Here is a 16,591-nt window from a genome sequence, read left to right as displayed (position 1 = left end):
CATCACAGGCCTTGCTGTCCTTCACAGTGATAGATGTTGCGCTCGTCACTGGTGGCTGCTGCGGTTGCGGAATTCAACGTGTCAAGGCGTCGTCATAGGCTGTTGAACAGCATCTCTTTGTCCCCGACAGCTCTCCATGACAACGAGGTTTCGGTCTCGGCAACCTCTGACGTAGCAGCGTCGAGAACGTCAACGACAGGGTCAAGGCGGGGCTATGCCGGCATGGTGTCACCCGGATCTTTGCCTGGTTGGAGCTGGTTTGGGCCGGCATTTCCCGATTAGTAGGGAGAGGACCGTCGTGAGCGCACGGCACGGCGGTAGGTTAGAAGACAACGACGCGGGAGCCCACTGGTCGCTGGGGGCTGAGAGGGCGCCACGAAGGTGCCGACCGCCGGAACCTGTCCGGGTCATGCCGGCGAAGGGAGTGGTTGACATGACTGAATTGTCGAATTTGGTGGCGGAATCTGTAGAGCGACTACGCCGAGACAAGCCGCTGGTGCAGTGCCTGACGAACATCGTCGTGGCCAATTTCACCGCTAACGTGTTGCTGTCTGCAGGGGCGGTTCCTGCCATGGTTGACAATCCCGAGGAATCCGAGGGATTCGCCTCCATTGCCGACGGTGTACTCGTCAACACCGGAACTCCCTACCGGGAGACCACCGAGGCCATGATTGCTGCTGCGCGCGGTGCCGCAAGCAGCAACACGCCATGGGTACTTGACCCGGTGGGGGTGGGCATGTCATGGCGCACTCGGGTGGTCCTGGATACCTTGGACGTCGCCGCTCCAGCCGTCATCCGGGCGAACGCCTCTGAGGTGTTGGCATTGGCCGGTACTGGTGCCTCCTCTCGAGGCCCGGAGGCGGGAGATGCTGTTGAAGATGCCTTGGCATCCGCGACTCAGCTCGTCCGCCATTACGGCTGCGTAGTGGCCATTAGCGGCCCCGTCGATCACATCCTCGATGCGGATCGGCATGTGACCGTGTCATCGGGGCATGAGTGGATGACGCGGGTTACTGGAGTTGGATGCTCACTGGGAGCTCTCACGGCAGCCTTTGCGGGAATCCAGAATGACCATCTCATCGCGGCCGTGTCCGCGACCGCCATGTTGTGTGTCGTCGCCGAACGGGCAGCTGAGCGCAGTGCTGGTCCGGGGGCTTTCGCGCAAGCTCTCGTTGACGAATTATTCCTGGTGTCACCCGACGAGGTTGGTGAGCGGGGAGGGCTCCGCGATGTCACGGCCTGAATTTGATCTGTCGGTTTATCTCGTCACCGACACCGCCCAGTGCGGCGGACCTGACGAGGTTGTTGAGACCGTGCGCCACGCTATCGCCGGCGGGGTGACTCTGGTCCAATTCCGCGACCACGACTTGTCCGATGACGAGTTCGTCGCTTTGGGGCGACGCGTCAGAGAGATCTGTGTGTCGGGAGGGGTGCCCCTCATCATTGATGACCGCGTACATCTCGTTGCCGAAATTGGGGCCGATGGTGTCCATGTTGGGCAGTCTGACATGCCGGTCGACCAGGCCCGTGCGATTCTGGGCGACGATCTACTCATCGGCTTGTCCGCTCAGACTCCCGCCCATGTGGAGGCCGCCCTGTCCCAGGGGCGTGACATCGTCGACTATTTGGGAGTTGGCGCCCTACACGGCACTGGAACCAAACCTGAGGCTGGGGAGCTCGGCCTGGCTGGGATGCGCGATGTCGTCAACGCCAGCCCATGGCCGGTGTGCGTCATCGGTGGGGTGAGCGCATCCGATGCTCAAGACGTAGCCCGAGTGGGATGTGACGGCCTGAGCGTCGTCTCGGCGATTTGCCGGAGTACCGACCCCAAGTCCAGTGCACGGGAACTTGCGGAGGCGTGGCGTACGGCGAAGGAATGATGGCCATGACCTGGCGTGGAGACGTGCACAAATGGCCATAGATGCTGGCATCTTGTTCAGATGAGCGGACCTGGTGCGCAGCGTTCTGAATCAGGCGCGAAGGCACCTTAAGATGACCGTCATGAGCACTTTTGACGCCACTCGTCGCGCCTCCAAAATTTCCGTTGTCGGTGCTGGTTCAGTCGGTTCTTCACTGGCCTACGCCTGCCTCATCCGTGGATCGGCCGGCCTGGTATCCCTCTACGACATCGCCAAGGACAAGGTCGAGGCCGAGGTGGCGGATCTCGCCCACGGCACTCAGTTCACCCCTGCTTCGGTCATGGGCGGTGCTGACGTCCACGACACTGCTGACTCTGACGTCGTCTTCATTACTGCTGGAGCCAGACAAAAGCCGGGCCAGACTCGCCTAGACCTCGCCGGCGTCAACGCCAATATTTTGCGCTCCCTCATGCCACAGCTCGTTGAGCAATCCCCGAACGCCCTGTTCGTGCTAGTGACCAACCCGTGTGACGTCCTCACCGTCGTTGCCCAGGAGGCCACCGGACTGCCCGCCAACCGTGTTTTTTCCACCGGTACGATGCTCGACACCTCGCGGCTGCGTTGGCTCATCCGTCAGTGGGCCAACGTCGAGCAGCGTCATGTCCATGCCACCATTGTGGGCGAGCACGGCGACTCGGAGTTTCCGCTGTGGTCGACAGCCAATATCTCCGGCGTACCGATCCGCGACTGGGCAGTTGACGGTAACCGGGTGTTCACCGAGGATGTACTGGCTGACCTAGCCCACGAGGCGGCTTACGCGGCTTACAAGATTATTGAGGGCAAGGGTGCTACGAACTACGCCATTGGTTTGACGGGTGCTCGTCTAGCCGAGGCTTTGCTCCGTCCAGGCCGCTCCGTTCTGCCATTGTCGAGCGTCATGACGGACATGCACGGAATATCGGGGGTGGCCCTATCGATGCCCTGCATTGTCTCCCGCGACGGCATTGAGGGGGTCGTCCCTGTTGCTATGGATACCGAAGAAATCGCTTCTCTCAAGGCTTCAGCGGAACGGCTGCATGACACTTTGTCATCGATCGCTTGACCCGATGAACATCTGTGCTGCTGACCGCATAAGCTAAGGGATATGTCAGTTCCCTTTCAGTATGCGCATGATGACGACGGAGGCCTTCTAAGGATTGCGGCCCGTGGCCAGGAGGTGTTGACGAACTCTCTGGCCAATCGGGGCACTGCCTTCACTATCGAGCAGCGAAAGGCGCTTGGTCTCACCGGCCTGCTGCCGTCGGGTGTCATGACGATCACTGATCAGCTCAAGCGGGTCTACGCACAGTATTCGGCGCAGCCTGATGACCTGGCCAAGTACCTGTACCTCAACCACATGCATGACCGCAATGAGGTGCTGTATTTCCGCCTCCTTGCCGAGCATATTGAGGAGATGCTTCCAATCGTTTACACGCCGACCATCGGCAAAGCGATTGAGGAGTACAGCCACTGGTACGACCGTCCGCGCGGCATTTACCTGTCCATCGATGATCCGGAAGACATGGAGCAGGCTCTCGCACAGTTGGGTCATGGCCCTGACGACGTCGACCTCATCGTGGCCACCGATGCGGAGGGCATCCTGGGCATCGGCGACCAAGGTGTCGGTGGCGTCGCGATCACGGTAGGAAAGCTAGCCGTATACACCGCAGCTGCAGGGATTCACCCTCACCGCGTGCTCCCGGTCATTCTCGACGTCGGTACCGACAATATGGAACGTCTTAACGACGATGGCTACCTTGGGGTGCGTCACCCCCGCGTGCGCGGCGAGCGTTACGATGAATTCGTCCAGCAATATGTCGAGACCGCTCATCGGATGTTCCCCCACGCCCTACTGCACTGGGAGGATTTTGCGGCCGGCAACGCCACCCGGATTCTCAACAAATACCGCGACGACTACTGCACGTTTAATGACGACATCCAGGGCACCGCGGCTGTCGTCGTCGCGGCAGTGCTGAGTGCCGTTAAGTCGTCGGGGATCCCGCTGAATGATCATCGCATTGTCATCCATGGGGCGGGCTCGGCTGGTACCGGGATTGCCAACCTGCTGGTGCAGCTTATGGTGAGCCAGGGCGCTGACGAAAAGACGGCTCGCTCTCATTTCTGGGGGCTTGGATCCCATGGCTTGTTGCGCGAAGGTTTACGTCTGCGCGACTTTCAGCAACCCTTCGCGCGCAATAAAGAGGAGTTGGAAGGCTGGACCCTCGATAGCCCAGACCAGTACACGCTCGGTGACGTGGTACGAAACGTCCACCCGACGATCCTTATCGGCTGCTCCGCCCAGCCCGGTGCCTTCACCGAGGACATCGTCAAGACGATGGCTGCCCAGTGTGAGCGTCCGGTCATCATGCCACTGTCGAACCCGACCCGTAAGGCTGAAGCCCTGCCGTCCGACGTACTCACGTGGACTGACGGGCGTGCTTTGGTCGCTACCGGTTCGCCGTTCAAGCCAGTCATGATCAATGGCGTGACCTATCAGATCGCGCAGGCAAATAACGCTCTAGTGTTCCCAGGAATTGGTTTGGGAACTATCGCTGTTCGGGCGTCCCGGGTCACTAGCGGCATGATCGCGGCCGCTGCCGAGGCGGTGGCGATGCATATCGATAACCGCGTTGTGGGAGCTTCGCTGTTGCCGTCAATCAAGAGCCTAAGGCCACTGTCGGCATCTGTGGCCATTGCTGTCGCCCAGCAGGCGATGGAGGAGGGCGTGGCAACCGAGGTCACAGACAATCCAGTTGAGAAGGTGTTCTCGGCGATGTGGCAGCCGCGTTACCCGCGCATCGCGGTTGTCTGATGCGCTGACGTGAGAGGTCGGCTGATGCCAGGCTCGCGCTTCATGCGCATGCTTTGTATGAGGCGCGAGCTACGCCCTGATCATTAATGCCGAAATGGGGGAGGACATCCCTGACCCGTGGGTAAGCATGACGGTGGCATCGGTTCGTGGGCAATCGATAGTGATCGTGCCGTGGACCTTGTGGCCTTGGGATACACCAGTGCCGAGTGAGCCTGTAGGGGGCTGGCTCGCCTGATGGATATCGGTTGACTGGTTCTCCATGATGAAGAAGGTGTAGTCGGTCAAAGAACCTTTGGTGACCGCAATGGTCATCGTGAGGGTGACGGTGTTAGGCCCCCATTCCACGTGGTCGATTGACCACCTCCCCTCGGTGTCATCATCCTTCGAGGAGAAGGGTAATGAGGAGGTGACCGCGGTAGCCGATGCCGGAATGGGCGTCGGAGTAGAGGACGCGGACGTCGCAATGGGGGACGGCGTCGGCGTGACGGGGTTCGCCGGCTCGGTGGTGACCCGGCGTGCAACGATGACCAGCGCGACGACGAGCGCTGTCACGATGATGACGGCGATCCAGCCGCCGTGGCGTTTCGGCGGCCGGTACTGGCTGATGTCAGGCGGTTGGTTCATGGTGGCTCTACTGTACGTTGTTGCGCACGGCTGATGTTGTCCACAGCGTGGCGTCAAGACAAGGTGGCGCAGATGGGAGTTGTCCACAGATTCGAAATTGCTTGGCGAATGTGGTGGGGTCGAGACGACAACTGGAGGTATGACAGCACTACATTCCTCCGCCACTGATAACCGTGATCCGCTGACCGTCAGAACCGTCGAAGAAGCGGTGACCTTGGCGCCGTACCTCTTGGGATTTCAGCCTACTGAGAGCCTGCTCATGATTGTCGCCGACGACGGTGCCGCGTGTCAGGGTTTCGTTGCCCGAGTTGATCTTGATGGCCTCGAATCCGCACCGGCTATGAATGCCTTCGCTGCGCGGGTCGGTCCCTTGGCAGGGCAGGGTCGAACGGTCGTCTTAGCGTTCAGCAAAGATCAAGATCGCGGTATGGCGACTCTGGCATCGGCCGTCGAGGCGATGAAGGGCATGAATATTGGTGACGCCGCGTGGACTGACGGTGAGTATTGGCGCAGTATCTTCTGTGATGAACAGGGTTGTGGCGAAAACCACCGCTTTGTTCCGGATCCGACCATTGCAGCCGAGGCGGTCTATCGCGGGCTAACCGTCCTGCCCAGTCGCACCAGCCTCGTCGATAAACTCTCGGGCCCTGGGCGCACCTGTGATCCAGATACTCGCAGACTTCTGGCCAATTCCCGGCGGCGGCTTTCCCGTAAAGATGACAACACCGTGGAGGTCAGGTGTCAAGCCCTCTTTGGGTCTGGCGATGAGATCAACGATGCGGTTGTAACGGAGCTAGCGGTTGCCGTCCAGCGTTCCGACATAGCGCGCAGACTGTGGATGTCAATGGAACGGACCGAGGCGTCACGGTGGCTCAGAATATGGAGTCGAGCAGTCGAGATCATTCCTGATCGGATGGCGCCAGCACCGCTGTCTCTGTGCGGACTGGCAGGATGGTTGAGTGGTGAAGGAGTAGTGGCGGCGGTGTGCGCTCGGCGATGCGAATTTATGGTGGGAACAGCCGACCTGCCAGCTGCGCTGGCAGTCATCGTTGACGCTTTTGTACCGCCCAAGTTGTGGGACGTGATGGACCATGACCCGACAGTGATTGCCCACCCATTTGTAGAAGAGCAGGTAGACGAGGAGATCAACTTATCGGCGTAGCGACGGAAGTTACACCCGCGTACCGACGAGGTGACCGATGAGATAGGTGATCGCCATGGAACAAATACCGACGATGATATTGCGGGCGACTGGACGGGTCTTTCCGCTGCCACTGGCAAGAGCCGAGCCCAAACCGGTGAGGAACAGGCCGACGATCGTTGCGGCGATGGTGATGTAGACCCGGGTCGCGGTCGGGGAACACACCATGACCAGCAGTGGTACTAGGGCGCCGACGGTGAACGCCGCCATCGAGGCGAAGGCAGCATACCACGGGTTGGTGTATTCGTCGGGGTCAAGGCCTAGCTCGGCTTCGGCGTGGGCGCGCAGCGGGTCGTGGGCGGTGAGCTCCAGAGCCACCTGACGAGCAGTGCCACGGGACAGCCCCTTTTCCGTGTAGATCTCCGTGAGCTCCTCAAGCTCCTCGTCGGGGAAGTCGCGTAGCTCAGCGGCTTCCTTAGCCATGACGGTCTTTTCAATGTCGCGCTGGGAGCTCACGGAAACGTACTCGCCGCCAGCCATCGACAAAGCGCCGGCGGCCAGACCAGCCAGACCAGCAATGAGGAGGGAGGAACGGTCGACGGTGGCGCCAGCGACGCCCATCACGATGCCGGCCGTCGAAATGATGCCGTCGTTGGCGCCCAGCACTGCGGCACGCAGCCAATTGAGTTTCGAATTGAGGCTACCCGTGCCCTTGTCAGGTTCGTGAGGCTGACGGCTGGACGTCGAAAAGCGAGTTGATTCGGTCGAAGAAGCGTCGTGGGCGAGGGCCAAGGCGGACGTGTTCGGGATAGAGGACATCTCCGTCTCCTCCTTAGGCGTGTTCACGCCGTGCGCCGTGATGCTCACTCCGTTACTGTGCCCTTGTCCGAGGCTGCCTACAAGGAAGGACAGGGAACCCTGACGCCTGGTGTGGGGAGGTTTCGCTAGACTCAAGCCCATATGTGTCGCGGGTCTGGTTAGACCCGTAGTGGATCCGAGAGGTGTGACGTGAGCGACCAGGTGCGCGAGACAACGGGCTACGACGCAGTCGCAGCCCAGGAGAAGTGGTCCAAGTATTGGGAGGAGCACCGCACCTTCGCCTCCCTTGATGACGGCTCCAGGGAGCGTCGCTACGTGCTTGACATGTTCGCCTACCCCTCCGGCGACCTTCACATGGGGCATGCTGAGGCGTTCGCCATTGGCGATGTGCTGGCCCGTTACTGGCGTCTGCGTGGATTCGACGTGTTGCACCCGGTGGGCTGGGACTCCTTCGGTCTGCCGGCTGAGAACGCCGCGATCAAGCACGGGACCCATCCCGCGGAATGGACCTACCGCAATATCGACACTCAGGCGGCCTCTTTTAAGCGGTACGCGGTTTCCTTCGACTGGTCGATGAGGCTGCATACCTCAGACGAGGAGTACTACCGCTGGACCCAGTGGCTGTTTAACCGTTTCTTCGAAAAGGGACTGGCCTACCGTAAGGACTCCTGGGCTAACTGGTGCCCCATCGACCAGACGGTGCTCGCCAATGAGCAGGTCAAGGATGGGTGTTGCGAGCGTTGTGGTGCTGTCGTCACCAAGCGTCAGCTCAACCAGTGGTATTTCCGCATCACTGACTACGCTCAGCGCCTGCTCGACGACATGGACCAGATCGAGGGGAAATGGCCTGAGCGTGTGCTGTCGATGCAGCGCAACTGGATCGGTCGTTCCGAAGGTGCCTACGTTGATTTCACGATTGATGGTCACAAGGAGCCAGTGAGGGTTTTCACCACCCGTCCGGACACCCTGTACGGAGCTACCTTCATGGTGGTGGCTCCTGACTCGGCCCTGGCCCAGGAGATCGTCTCCGATGAGGCCCGGCCAGCCTTTGAAACCTACCTCGATGAGGTCAAGAAGAAGTCCGAAATTGAGCGGCAAGCCACCGATCACGAGAAGACTGGAGTGCCCCTCGGGGTCGAGGCGACTAACCCTGTCAATGGTGCCAAGGTTCCGGTGTGGGCTGGTGACTATGTGCTGGCGGACTACGGGACGGGTGCCGTCATGGCTGTGCCCGCCCATGACCAGCGCGACCTCGACTTCGCTCGCACATATGGCATTGACGTCATCCCGGTCATCGACACTGGCGAGGCTGATCCTCGCGAGTCTGGGGTCGCTACGACGGGTGATGGCGTTTACCAAAACTCCGGATTCCTCAATGGCATTGCCACTAAGGCTGAGGCCATCGCGAAAATGTGCGAATTCCTTGATGAAAAGGGGATCGGTGAGCCGACAATCACCTATCGGCTGCGCGACTGGCTGCTAAGCCGTCAGCGTTTCTGGGGATGCCCCATCCCGATCATCCATTGTGAGTCCTGCGGCGACGTCCCGGTCCCTGATGAACAGCTGCCAGTCAAGCTGCCTGATCTCCGCGGCGCCGAGCTTGCCCCTAAGGGAACGTCACCGCTGGCTGGCGAAGAGGCCAGCGAATGGCGTTCGGTGGCCTGCCCGTCGTGTGGGGGAGCTGCCCAGCGTGACACCGACACCATGGACACCTTCGTGGACTCGTCGTGGTATTTCATGCGCTATTGCTGTCCGCACTATGACAAGGGCCCGTTTGATGTGGAGGCAGTTCGTCGTTGGATGCCGGTAGCCCAGTACATCGGTGGCGTCGAGCATGCCACTATGCACTTGCTGTACTCCCGGTTCTTCACCAAAGTGCTGTATGACCTCGGCATGGTCGACTTCACCGAACCGTTCCAGCGGCTCATGAACCAGGGTCAGGTCATCAATGAAGGCCGGGCAATGTCGAAGTCGCTGGGCAATGGCGTGGACCTCGGCAAGCAGATCGACGAGTTCGGTGTCGACGCAGTACGTACCACCGTTATCTTCGCCGGTCCACCAGATGAAGACATTGATTGGGCCGACGTCTCACCGGCCTCGACTCTAAAGTTTTTGCAGCGTGCCTGGCGCGTGGCTGCTGAGGTCACGAGCGATCCTGACGCTGACCTGACACAAGGCGACTCCACCCTGCGTCGGGTTACCCATCGCAGCATCGCCGACATCACCGAGTTGCTGGAGGGCGGGCGTTACAACGTCGTTGTGGCGCGGATCATGGAACTGGTCAATGCCACCCGTAAGGCCATTGATTCGGGGTGCGGCCCAGCTGATCCTGCAGTGCGCGAGGCCGTCACCTTTACTGCCCAGGCGCTATCTTTAGTGGCCCCGTACTTGGCTGAGGAGATGTGGGAGATGCTCGGCTTGGAGCCCTCGGTTGCCAACTCTCATTGGCCCACTGCTGACGAGAAACTGCTGGTAGCCGACAAGGTGACCATGGTCGTCCAGGTGACGGGCAAGGTACGCGCTAAGCTCACAGTGAGCCCCGATATCACCGAGGCCGAGGCCCGCGAGGTGGCTTTAGCCGACGTTAATGTGCAGCGGTTTACTGAAGGTAAGGAGATCGTCAAGATCATTGCCAAGCTGCCGAAGATGATATCGATCGTCGCGAAATAACGACTTAACCCGTTCCGGCACGAGGCGGCGGGCCTGTGGATAGCAGGCTGGCCGTCGCGTCGTGTTATCCACAGGTTTGAAATTGCCTGGCGAAATTCGGTTGTCCCGACGACAACTGAAGGTATGAATGACGACTACCGAGACCGTCTTGAAGACCTCATCGCGCGGCTGCCTGCCCGAAACCTGGGGCCCCGACGCTCGGCGACCCCAGCGGAGGAGGAACCGGCCCAGGAGGAGACTCCACCTCCTCGACGAACAGTGAGCCGAGTCCATGCCTCAGCAGTGGGGGTATTGCTCGTTGTGGCGTTGTCCGTCATCGCTGTCTGGCTGATGCGCTCGAAACCTACCGAAGTGCCAGCGGGTGCTGTCATGGTGTCAACGGTGCCCGAGGGCACGACTATGCCCGGCAGGGAGACAACCGAGTCAGAAGCGTCGTCTGAAAGCACCACGCCCGCCGCGCTCCCGGTCGCAACGACGACGCCCGCAGTGGGTGCACCCATCCAGGTTCACGTGGCCGGACGAGTGAAGCATCCCGGTGTGTACACGGTTAATCCCAACGCCCGTGTCGCTGATGCCATTGAAGTCGCGGGCGGGATGACGGCGGGCGCCCACCCCGGTCGTCTCAATCTTGCTGCCCCGGTCTGTGATGGGTGCCAGGTATGGATCCCCGTAGGTGGAGACGGAGCAGTGACACCACCCAACCAAAGCGCTGGCGGTTCGTCGGGGGCTGTTGAAGGGTCGGGACGTAGTTCTGGAGTAGCAGCGGCTTCGGGTAGCGGTAAAGCTCCAGTTGATCTCAACACTGCAAATCAAAGCGAACTTGAGACGATTGACGGGGTCGGTCCAGTAATGGCGGGCAAGATCATGGCTTGGCGCCAGGAACACGGACAGTTCGCCTCGGTTGACCAATTACGGGAGATTTCTGGGATCGGGGCAAAGACGTTCGAGAAGATCAAGCCGTATGTCACCGTCTAAATCTCACCGTGATGACTATCAACGCCAGGTTGTTTCGACCCCCGATGTGCGCATGGTTCCGGTGGCCATCACGGCATGTGGGATGGCTGCTGTCGGTACCGGCGGTCATCGCTGGATGATTCTTAGTGCCGGAATTGGATGCCTTGCCGCAGGCATGATCGCGGTAAAGCGTAAGGCGTGGTTGGTTGTGGTATCCGCCGCGGTGGGGTTGACCGTCCTCATGAGCGCCGGAATGCGCGACCTCGTTGTCCACCACACCGGTGTTGCTGAGCTTGCCCAGGAAGGAGCCGCAGTGACGGTGACAGGTCGCGTCGCCGCCGACCCACGGATCTTCGAGGTAAGTGGTTCGGGTGGGAGCACCGTCATGATCACTCTGGTAGCCCATCGCATCGTCGCAGAAGCCCAGGCTATTGATCAATCGGTAAGGGTAGTCGCCATGGCGTCGGGATCCACATCGGGCCCAGCGACGACGGTGGTCGTCGGGCAACAGGTTCAGGTGCGGGGACTGCTGACTCCGCCACGGGAAGGCCGGGCTGAAGCAGCGGTACTGAAGCTACGGGCCCCGCCGAGGGTCGTCGCACCTCCCGGGCCTCTTGACCGTGGGGTCAATCGTTTTCGCGCCGGTCTGGTCAGTGCTGTCGCCGGATGTCCAGAAGGTCAACGGGCTATCGTTCCATCGCTTGTTGTGGGGGACACCGCTGCGGTCTCGGAAGAGATGTCCGAGGATTTCCGAGTGACGGCGTTAACTCATCTCATGGCCGTGTCTGGAGCCAACCTTGCCTCCACGACGGCCCTGTTGTGGTGGATAGGTGCGTGGTGCGGCCTGAAGCGGCGAGGGTTAAGGGCGACGTCGATAGCTGGCGTCGTCGTGTTTGTGGTGGTGTGTCGGGCCGAAGCCTCGGTGGTGAGGGCGGCCGCGATGGGAGTGGTCGCCATGGCTGCGACGGGGGTCGCATTCGACCGACGCGGTGGAATCCGAACCTTAGCTGTCGCGGTGACTGGGCTGATGCTTATCGATCCATGGTTAGTGAGATCGGTGGGTTTCTGGCTGTCAGCCTGCGCCACGGCTGGCATCTTGTGGTGGGCTCAACCGTGGTCGGTCGCGATGGAATGGGCACCAGCCTGGCTAGCGGTAGGCGTCACAGTGCCATGGGCAGCCCAGGTGACGACTCAGCCCGTCATCACCTGGATGGCTGGCACCGTATCGACTACCGGCCTCGTCGCTAACCTCGCGGCCGCCCCCTTTGTACCACCAGCCTCGGCACTAGGGATGGTGACCGGGCTTCTCGCCTTCATCTGGCCGCCTCTGGGGACGCCGTTCGGGCGGCTTGCCGGGTGGTGCGTCCAACCGATTATCTGGATAGCTCACTTTGGTGCCAAGGCGCCATCTGGTCTGATCAGGTGGCCAGCAGGCGGATGGGCTCTTGGGGTGCTGGCCGGGCTATGTGTGGGATTGGCCTTGATCACTCCAACGGTCTTGGCGAGGCCTTGGTTGACTGCGCTTGCAGGACTAGCAGTCATAGCAGCGATGGTCGTGCGTCCTCCCCTCCCAGGCTGGCCGGGACAGTGGCAGGTGGCGATCTGTGACGTCGGTCAGGGCAGCGCGGCTCTGGTGCGTGCTGGCCCACATGAGGCTGTCGTCGTCGATACTGGGCCAGATCCGCACAGACTGAGTCGTTGTCTGGATGACCTCGATGTTGCCCAAGTGCCGATGGTCATCCTCAGCCACTTCCACGCCGATCATGTCGACGGCCTCAACGCCGTTCATGACCATGGCCTGACGAGGGCCATCGTCGTGTCCCAACTGTCCTCTCCTCCTTGGTCAGCGAAGCGGGTGGCGCAAACGGCTGCGCAGCTGGGCGCCAGGGTTGTCGAGGCTAACCCGGGCCGTGTGATGACGGCTGGAACGGCAAAACTTGAACTGTGGGGAGGAACCCAGCTTTCCGATACCGGTAAAGATGAATCAGGAGAGGAGCATGCTGTCGAGAACAACTCGTCGGTTGTGATCAAAGCGACGGTTGACGAGTTGAGAGTTGTGCTTCCCGGAGACGCCGAACCTGAAGAACAGCACCATATTCTGACCGGAGGCACGGACCTGTCGAGTGATGTCCTTGTGCTGCCTCATCACGGATCGGCCCGTCAAGATGAGGGCTTCTGGGCGGCGACCGGGGCAAGTGTGGCGGTGGCATCTGCTGGCCAGGGAAATCCCTTCGGACATCCCTCATACAAGGCATTATCTTTGGCTAAACGGATGGGGATGCAGCTGCATCGCACTGATCTTGAGGGGACGGTGCTATTGGCTCGCAATGGTGGGTCCGTATTGGTCCAAACACGGTCGTGACGTTCCGTGTCGTCGGGAACGTCGTCGATAGCTGTCGGCCGGCCGCGCTAACCTGATCGGTCGGTTCACAGTGAGCTGTTGCGGGAAGGAGAACAGGTGGCGTCACGGTTCACGGCTCAAGGGCCTCGTATGCCGATGCGTTTGCGCACCTGGCAGCGAGAAGCGCTGGATTCATACCTGGCTACTAGCCCTCGTGACTGGCTGGTTTGTGCTACCCCGGGAGCCGGTAAGACGACGTTCACTTTGGCCGTTGCTGCACATCTGTGGCAGGACCACGTTATCAACCGCGTCATCGTGGTGTGCCCGACCGATCACCTGCGCTCTCAGTGGATTGCTGCGGCCCGTGGACTTGGGCTGCACTTGCGCGACACAACCAATGCTGAGGCGCTCCCACCCGATTGCCACGGATGCGTTGTCACCTATGCCCAAGTCGCCCAGAAGCCGGCCCTACACGCAGCCCGCGCCACCAATATGCGCACCCTGGTCATCTTCGACGAGATACACCACGCCGGCGATGTCATGAGCTGGGGATCCGGCGTCATTGAGGCCTTCTCAGGGGCCGTGCGGCGACTTGGCGTGACAGGAACTCCCTTCCGGTCTGACGAGGCCAGGATCGCCCACGTTCGATATGAGGAAGTCAGTGACGGAGCCTTCGAGTCGGTAGCCGACTACACCTATGGATACGGCGATGCCCTGCGTGACGGCGTGGTGCGTCCCGTTACCTTCGCTACGTACACCGGGCGCTCCACCTGGACTGACGCTGTGGGTGAGACCCACACGGCCATCCTTGGTGATTCCGAACTCACCAAGGCGCATGAGGAGATGGCCTGGCGCACCGCCTTGGACTCTGACGGCGAGTGGATTGCCCATGTCATGGCGGCAGCGTGGGCACGAGTGAGCCAGCTACGCGAATCGGGCACGATCCCGCATGCCAAGGTGCTTATCCCAGCCTCTAATCAGAAGGTTGCTAAGGAATATGCCGAAGTCTGGCGAGACGTTACCGGCAATGAACCGTCCGTGATCCTCTCGGAGGACGCGGCCTCGGCTAAGAAACTCGCCGCCTACCGCGATGATCCAGACAAGATTTGCGCGGTGTGCGTGCGTCTTATCACTGAGGGTGTTGACGTCCCGGACGCAGCCGTTCTCATCTACTCGACGACGGCGTCCACCCCGCTATTCTTCGCCCAGATGGTGGGACGTGTGGTTCGAGCCCGGAACCGTTGCGAACGGGCCACGGTCTTTCTGCCCGCGGTGGGACGGCTCCTCGATCTCGCGTCCCAGATGGAGGAGGTGCGCGACCACGTGATCGGTCCGCCCGCCGAGCCCGACCTCATTGAGGAGTTCGACACTCGTGAGCGCTCTGAGCCGGACCCTAACGCCGGTACCTGGCAGGCCGTCGCTTCCGACGCTATCCTCGGCGAGGTCATCGACACTTATGCTCCCTCGGACGGTGGTCTCTTCGCCCTTGACGGTCTGCTCAGCCCTGAGCAGGAGCGGGCTTTGCTAGCCCGCGACGAGAAGATTCGCGCCGAACAGGCCCGTCGCATCGCCTCGGCCCGCCGCGCGTCAAAAGCCTCGAGGGAGGCCGAGGAGAGGCAGGCACGCCGAGAGGAGGCGGTTGCTTTACAGCGCCGCGGCGGATCCACTATTGACACCATCAGCGACCCGCGTGAGATGCGACGCGAAATACATCGCGCCTTACTCGATTATTCCCGCCACCATGACCTAACTCCGCAGGCCGGTTGGGGCCAGTTATACCGAGAAGTTCCTGGGCCGAAAAATGAATCGGCCTCGATGGACTTGCTGCGTACTCGGTTGGAGTGGCTGCATTCTCACTGAACCAATCAGACCGACTCTGGGAACATGCGATATTTTAATTCAGCGCATTCTAGCCTTGGTATGTGCCATGTTGCCTACGTTCTCCTTGACTGCTGATGTTTGAGAGATGGATCATGTATCGGTTACTCATGGTGCGATTTCAGTGATGCCTTTCAGGTATCAGAAAAACCTTTGATCTCTGCCCTTTTCGCGGCAGCGTGGCTTTTATTAGGACGAGGTGTTGCGTGAAGCTCGTTTTGAAGCCTTGGGATCTATGGTGAATTTTTCAACAGTGCGATGTGGCGATAGTGGAAATCTGGCCCTAGCGGATTCAGGGATTTACCGTCGATCCCTCCGGGGTGAGACCAGAGATATTTGGGTAGACCTACGGTGAAAAGGGAGTATGGCCCATGCAGGCTTCACTCGCTCACTGGCGCGGCTACCGATCCTGCGGCATCCTTGGACAGGTGAACTCGGTCTATGGCACGGCTTTGTTGGTCCAGGGTGCGGAGGCCCTATTGTCGGACAGGGCCGTTGATGCCCGGATCAAGGCCGCCCGTCGGGAGTTTCCAGATGCCGAACTCGTCGAGTTGGAAGGTCGGGAAGTCGACGCTGGGCGATTCGTTGAGGCCACCGGAGGGTCACTGTTTAGTCAAGCGACGATCGTCGTCGTCAATGCTGTGTCTGATCTCGACAAGGATCTGTTTGACCTTGTTGCCACCACTGCAGCAAATCCTCCTGACACCCTGTGTCTCATCTTGGTCCATCCAGGCGGGGTCAAAGGTAAAGGGTTGCTGACCAAACTCACGAAAGCCAAGGTGGAGACCGCCAAAGTCGATGTCCCTAAGCCATGGGCGATCCCGGACTTCATCGTAAATGAGGCACGTCGGGGCCACCTCGACATGGACCGCGACGCCGTCAATGCTCTGCACCAGGCTCTCGGAAACGATTTGCGCACTCTGGCAGCAGCTGTCGGTCAGCTCGCGAGCGATTCCCCGAATGGGCGAGTTGGAGCTGAGGCGGTCACGACCTATTTCGGTGGAAGGGCGGAGATCTCGGCTTTTAATGTTTCCGACGCCAGCTTAGAAGGACGGCTCCCTGATGCGTTGGAGGCCTTACGCTGGGCCTTGTCGATCGGGGTGCAACCGGCTGCGGTGACGGCTGCGATGGCACGCGGACTGCGGTCGGTGGGTCTCTACCTGGATCTGCGAAGCCAGCGGATGGGGGATAAGCAACTCGCCCAAACTATTGGCGTATCGCCATGGAAACTCAAGTCCCTCAACAAGCAGGCTCGGTCGTGGAGCAAAGCTGGCGTCGCAAGAGCTATCCGGCTCGTCAACACGTGCGATGCTGCCGTCAAAGGGGCTGCTGTTGACCCCGATTATGCCCTGGAATCGATGCTGATCGCTATCGAGGAGGCTCGCCAAGCCTGATCGGGGCCGCCCATCGGTTGGGCGGGCTTAGTGCTTCTCCCATCGGGGACACACATCAAG

The 16,591-nt window shown here is 60.6% G+C and carries 13 protein-coding genes and 1 riboswitch; of the genes, 11 read left to right on the top strand and 2 right to left on the bottom strand.

Translation table 11 applies throughout. From position 1 onward, the window contains the following. Positions 1–327: 327 nt before the first annotated feature. A riboswitch (TPP riboswitch) is annotated at positions 328–441 on the top strand. The 4 genes from thiM to LRP59_RS07095 all read left to right on the top strand — a co-directional run bounded on the left by thiM (position 410) and on the right by LRP59_RS07095 (position 4,710). Next, a complete protein-coding gene (gene thiM / locus LRP59_RS07110; RefSeq protein WP_002513837.1) occupies positions 410–1,243 on the top strand; it encodes a hydroxyethylthiazole kinase in 834 nt (277 codons plus the stop codon). (Overlaps the previous riboswitch by 32 nt.) Continuing rightward, complete coding sequence (gene thiE, locus LRP59_RS07105) at positions 1,230–1,880, top strand: thiamine phosphate synthase (protein WP_002513836.1); 651 nt, start codon at positions 1,230–1,232, stop codon at positions 1,878–1,880. The genes thiM and thiE overlap by 14 nt, the downstream gene beginning before the upstream one ends. A 112-nt stretch (positions 1,881–1,992) precedes the next feature. Then, positions 1,993–2,961 carry an L-lactate dehydrogenase gene (locus LRP59_RS07100; protein WP_002513835.1) on the top strand — a complete coding sequence of 323 codons (969 nt, stop codon included), beginning with the start codon at positions 1,993–1,995 and terminating at the stop codon, positions 2,959–2,961. Positions 2,962–3,003: 42 nt separating this feature from the next. After that, the gene (locus tag LRP59_RS07095; RefSeq protein ID WP_002513834.1) at positions 3,004–4,710 is read left to right on the top strand and encodes an NAD-dependent malic enzyme; all 1,707 of its coding nucleotides are present in this window, start codon (positions 3,004–3,006) and stop codon (positions 4,708–4,710) included. Positions 4,711–4,779: 69 nt separating this feature from the next. Here LRP59_RS07095 and LRP59_RS07090 read toward each other — a convergent pair whose 3' ends face one another. Beyond that, positions 4,780–5,022 carry a hypothetical protein gene (locus tag LRP59_RS07090; protein ID WP_002519066.1) on the bottom strand — a complete coding sequence of 81 codons (243 nt, stop codon included), beginning with the start codon at positions 5,020–5,022 and terminating at the stop codon, positions 4,780–4,782. Between LRP59_RS07090 and LRP59_RS07085 the strand changes: the two genes are divergently transcribed. Both LRP59_RS07085 and LRP59_RS07080 read left to right on the top strand, forming a co-directional pair. After that, complete coding sequence (locus tag LRP59_RS07085) at positions 5,015–5,368, top strand: hypothetical protein (RefSeq protein WP_002513832.1); 354 nt, start codon at positions 5,015–5,017, stop codon at positions 5,366–5,368. The genes LRP59_RS07090 and LRP59_RS07085 overlap by 8 nt on opposite strands. 105 nt (positions 5,369–5,473) lie before the next feature. Further along, positions 5,474–6,496 carry a DUF4192 domain-containing protein gene (locus LRP59_RS07080; protein ID WP_002521786.1) on the top strand — a complete coding sequence of 341 codons (1,023 nt, stop codon included), beginning with the start codon at positions 5,474–5,476 and terminating at the stop codon, positions 6,494–6,496. A 9-nt stretch (positions 6,497–6,505) separates the two neighbouring features. Here LRP59_RS07080 and LRP59_RS07075 read toward each other — a convergent pair whose 3' ends face one another. Continuing rightward, positions 6,506–7,435 (bottom strand): VIT family protein, encoded by a 930-nt coding sequence (locus LRP59_RS07075; protein WP_002521785.1) that lies wholly within the window; start codon positions 7,433–7,435, stop codon positions 6,506–6,508. A 48-nt stretch (positions 7,436–7,483) separates the two neighbouring features. On the opposite strand from LRP59_RS07075, the gene leuS reads away from it, so the two are divergent. The 5 genes from leuS to holA all read left to right on the top strand — a co-directional run bounded on the left by leuS (position 7,484) and on the right by holA (position 16,531). Beyond that, positions 7,484–9,964, top strand: a complete 2,481-nt coding sequence (gene leuS, locus LRP59_RS07070; protein WP_002513829.1) for a leucine--tRNA ligase — start codon at positions 7,484–7,486, stop codon at positions 9,962–9,964. Positions 9,965–10,087: 123 nt separating this feature from the next. Further along, positions 10,088–10,939, top strand: a complete 852-nt coding sequence (locus LRP59_RS07065; RefSeq protein ID WP_002513828.1) for a helix-hairpin-helix domain-containing protein — start codon at positions 10,088–10,090, stop codon at positions 10,937–10,939. A gap of 52 nt (positions 10,940–10,991) precedes the next feature. After that, the gene (locus tag LRP59_RS07060; protein WP_002521783.1) at positions 10,992–13,280 is read left to right on the top strand and encodes a ComEC/Rec2 family competence protein; all 2,289 of its coding nucleotides are present in this window, start codon (positions 10,992–10,994) and stop codon (positions 13,278–13,280) included. A 129-nt stretch (positions 13,281–13,409) separates the two neighbouring features. Further along, entirely contained in the window at positions 13,410–15,119 is a 1,710-nt protein-coding gene (locus tag LRP59_RS07055; RefSeq protein WP_002533105.1) for a DEAD/DEAH box helicase, read from the top strand. A 389-nt stretch (positions 15,120–15,508) separates the two neighbouring features. Then, the gene (gene holA, locus LRP59_RS07050) at positions 15,509–16,531 is read left to right on the top strand and encodes a DNA polymerase III subunit delta (RefSeq protein WP_002513825.1); all 1,023 of its coding nucleotides are present in this window, start codon (positions 15,509–15,511) and stop codon (positions 16,529–16,531) included. The last annotated feature ends 60 nt before the right edge of the window (positions 16,532–16,591 follow it).

The organism is Cutibacterium sp. 37298, assembly GCF_023838685.1.
Taxonomy (GTDB): Bacteria; Actinomycetota; Actinomycetes; order Propionibacteriales; family Propionibacteriaceae; genus Cutibacterium; species Cutibacterium acnes.
This window is presented reverse-complemented; position numbering and strand designations above follow the sequence as displayed.

What these genes read in the sequence shown, in the direction of transcription:
- LRP59_RS07065 (WP_002513828.1), top strand. Translation starts at nt 10,088, where the DNA reads ATGAATGACGACTACCGAGACCGTCTTGAAGACCTCATCGCGCGGCTG.
- LRP59_RS07095 (WP_002513834.1), top strand. Translation starts at nt 3,004, where the DNA reads ATGTCAGTTCCCTTTCAGTATGCGCATGATGACGACGGAGGCCTTCTA.
- LRP59_RS07090 (WP_002519066.1), bottom strand. Translation starts at nt 5,022, where the DNA reads ATGACCATTGCGGTCACCAAAGGTTCTTTGACCGACTACACCTTCTTC.
- LRP59_RS07085 (WP_002513832.1), top strand. Translation starts at nt 5,015, where the DNA reads ATGGTCATCGTGAGGGTGACGGTGTTAGGCCCCCATTCCACGTGGTCG.
- thiM (WP_002513837.1), top strand. Translation starts at nt 410, where the DNA reads ATGCCGGCGAAGGGAGTGGTTGACATGACTGAATTGTCGAATTTGGTG.
- LRP59_RS07075 (WP_002521785.1), bottom strand. Translation starts at nt 7,435, where the DNA reads ATGGGCTTGAGTCTAGCGAAACCTCCCCACACCAGGCGTCAGGGTTCC.
- thiE (WP_002513836.1), top strand. Translation starts at nt 1,230, where the DNA reads ATGTCACGGCCTGAATTTGATCTGTCGGTTTATCTCGTCACCGACACC.
- LRP59_RS07100 (WP_002513835.1), top strand. Translation starts at nt 1,993, where the DNA reads ATGACCGTCATGAGCACTTTTGACGCCACTCGTCGCGCCTCCAAAATT.
- LRP59_RS07080 (WP_002521786.1), top strand. Translation starts at nt 5,474, where the DNA reads ATGACAGCACTACATTCCTCCGCCACTGATAACCGTGATCCGCTGACC.
- LRP59_RS07060 (WP_002521783.1), top strand. Translation starts at nt 10,992, where the DNA reads ATGGTTCCGGTGGCCATCACGGCATGTGGGATGGCTGCTGTCGGTACC.
- LRP59_RS07055 (WP_002533105.1), top strand. Translation starts at nt 13,410, where the DNA reads ATGCCGATGCGTTTGCGCACCTGGCAGCGAGAAGCGCTGGATTCATAC.
- holA (WP_002513825.1), top strand. Translation starts at nt 15,509, where the DNA reads ATGCAGGCTTCACTCGCTCACTGGCGCGGCTACCGATCCTGCGGCATC.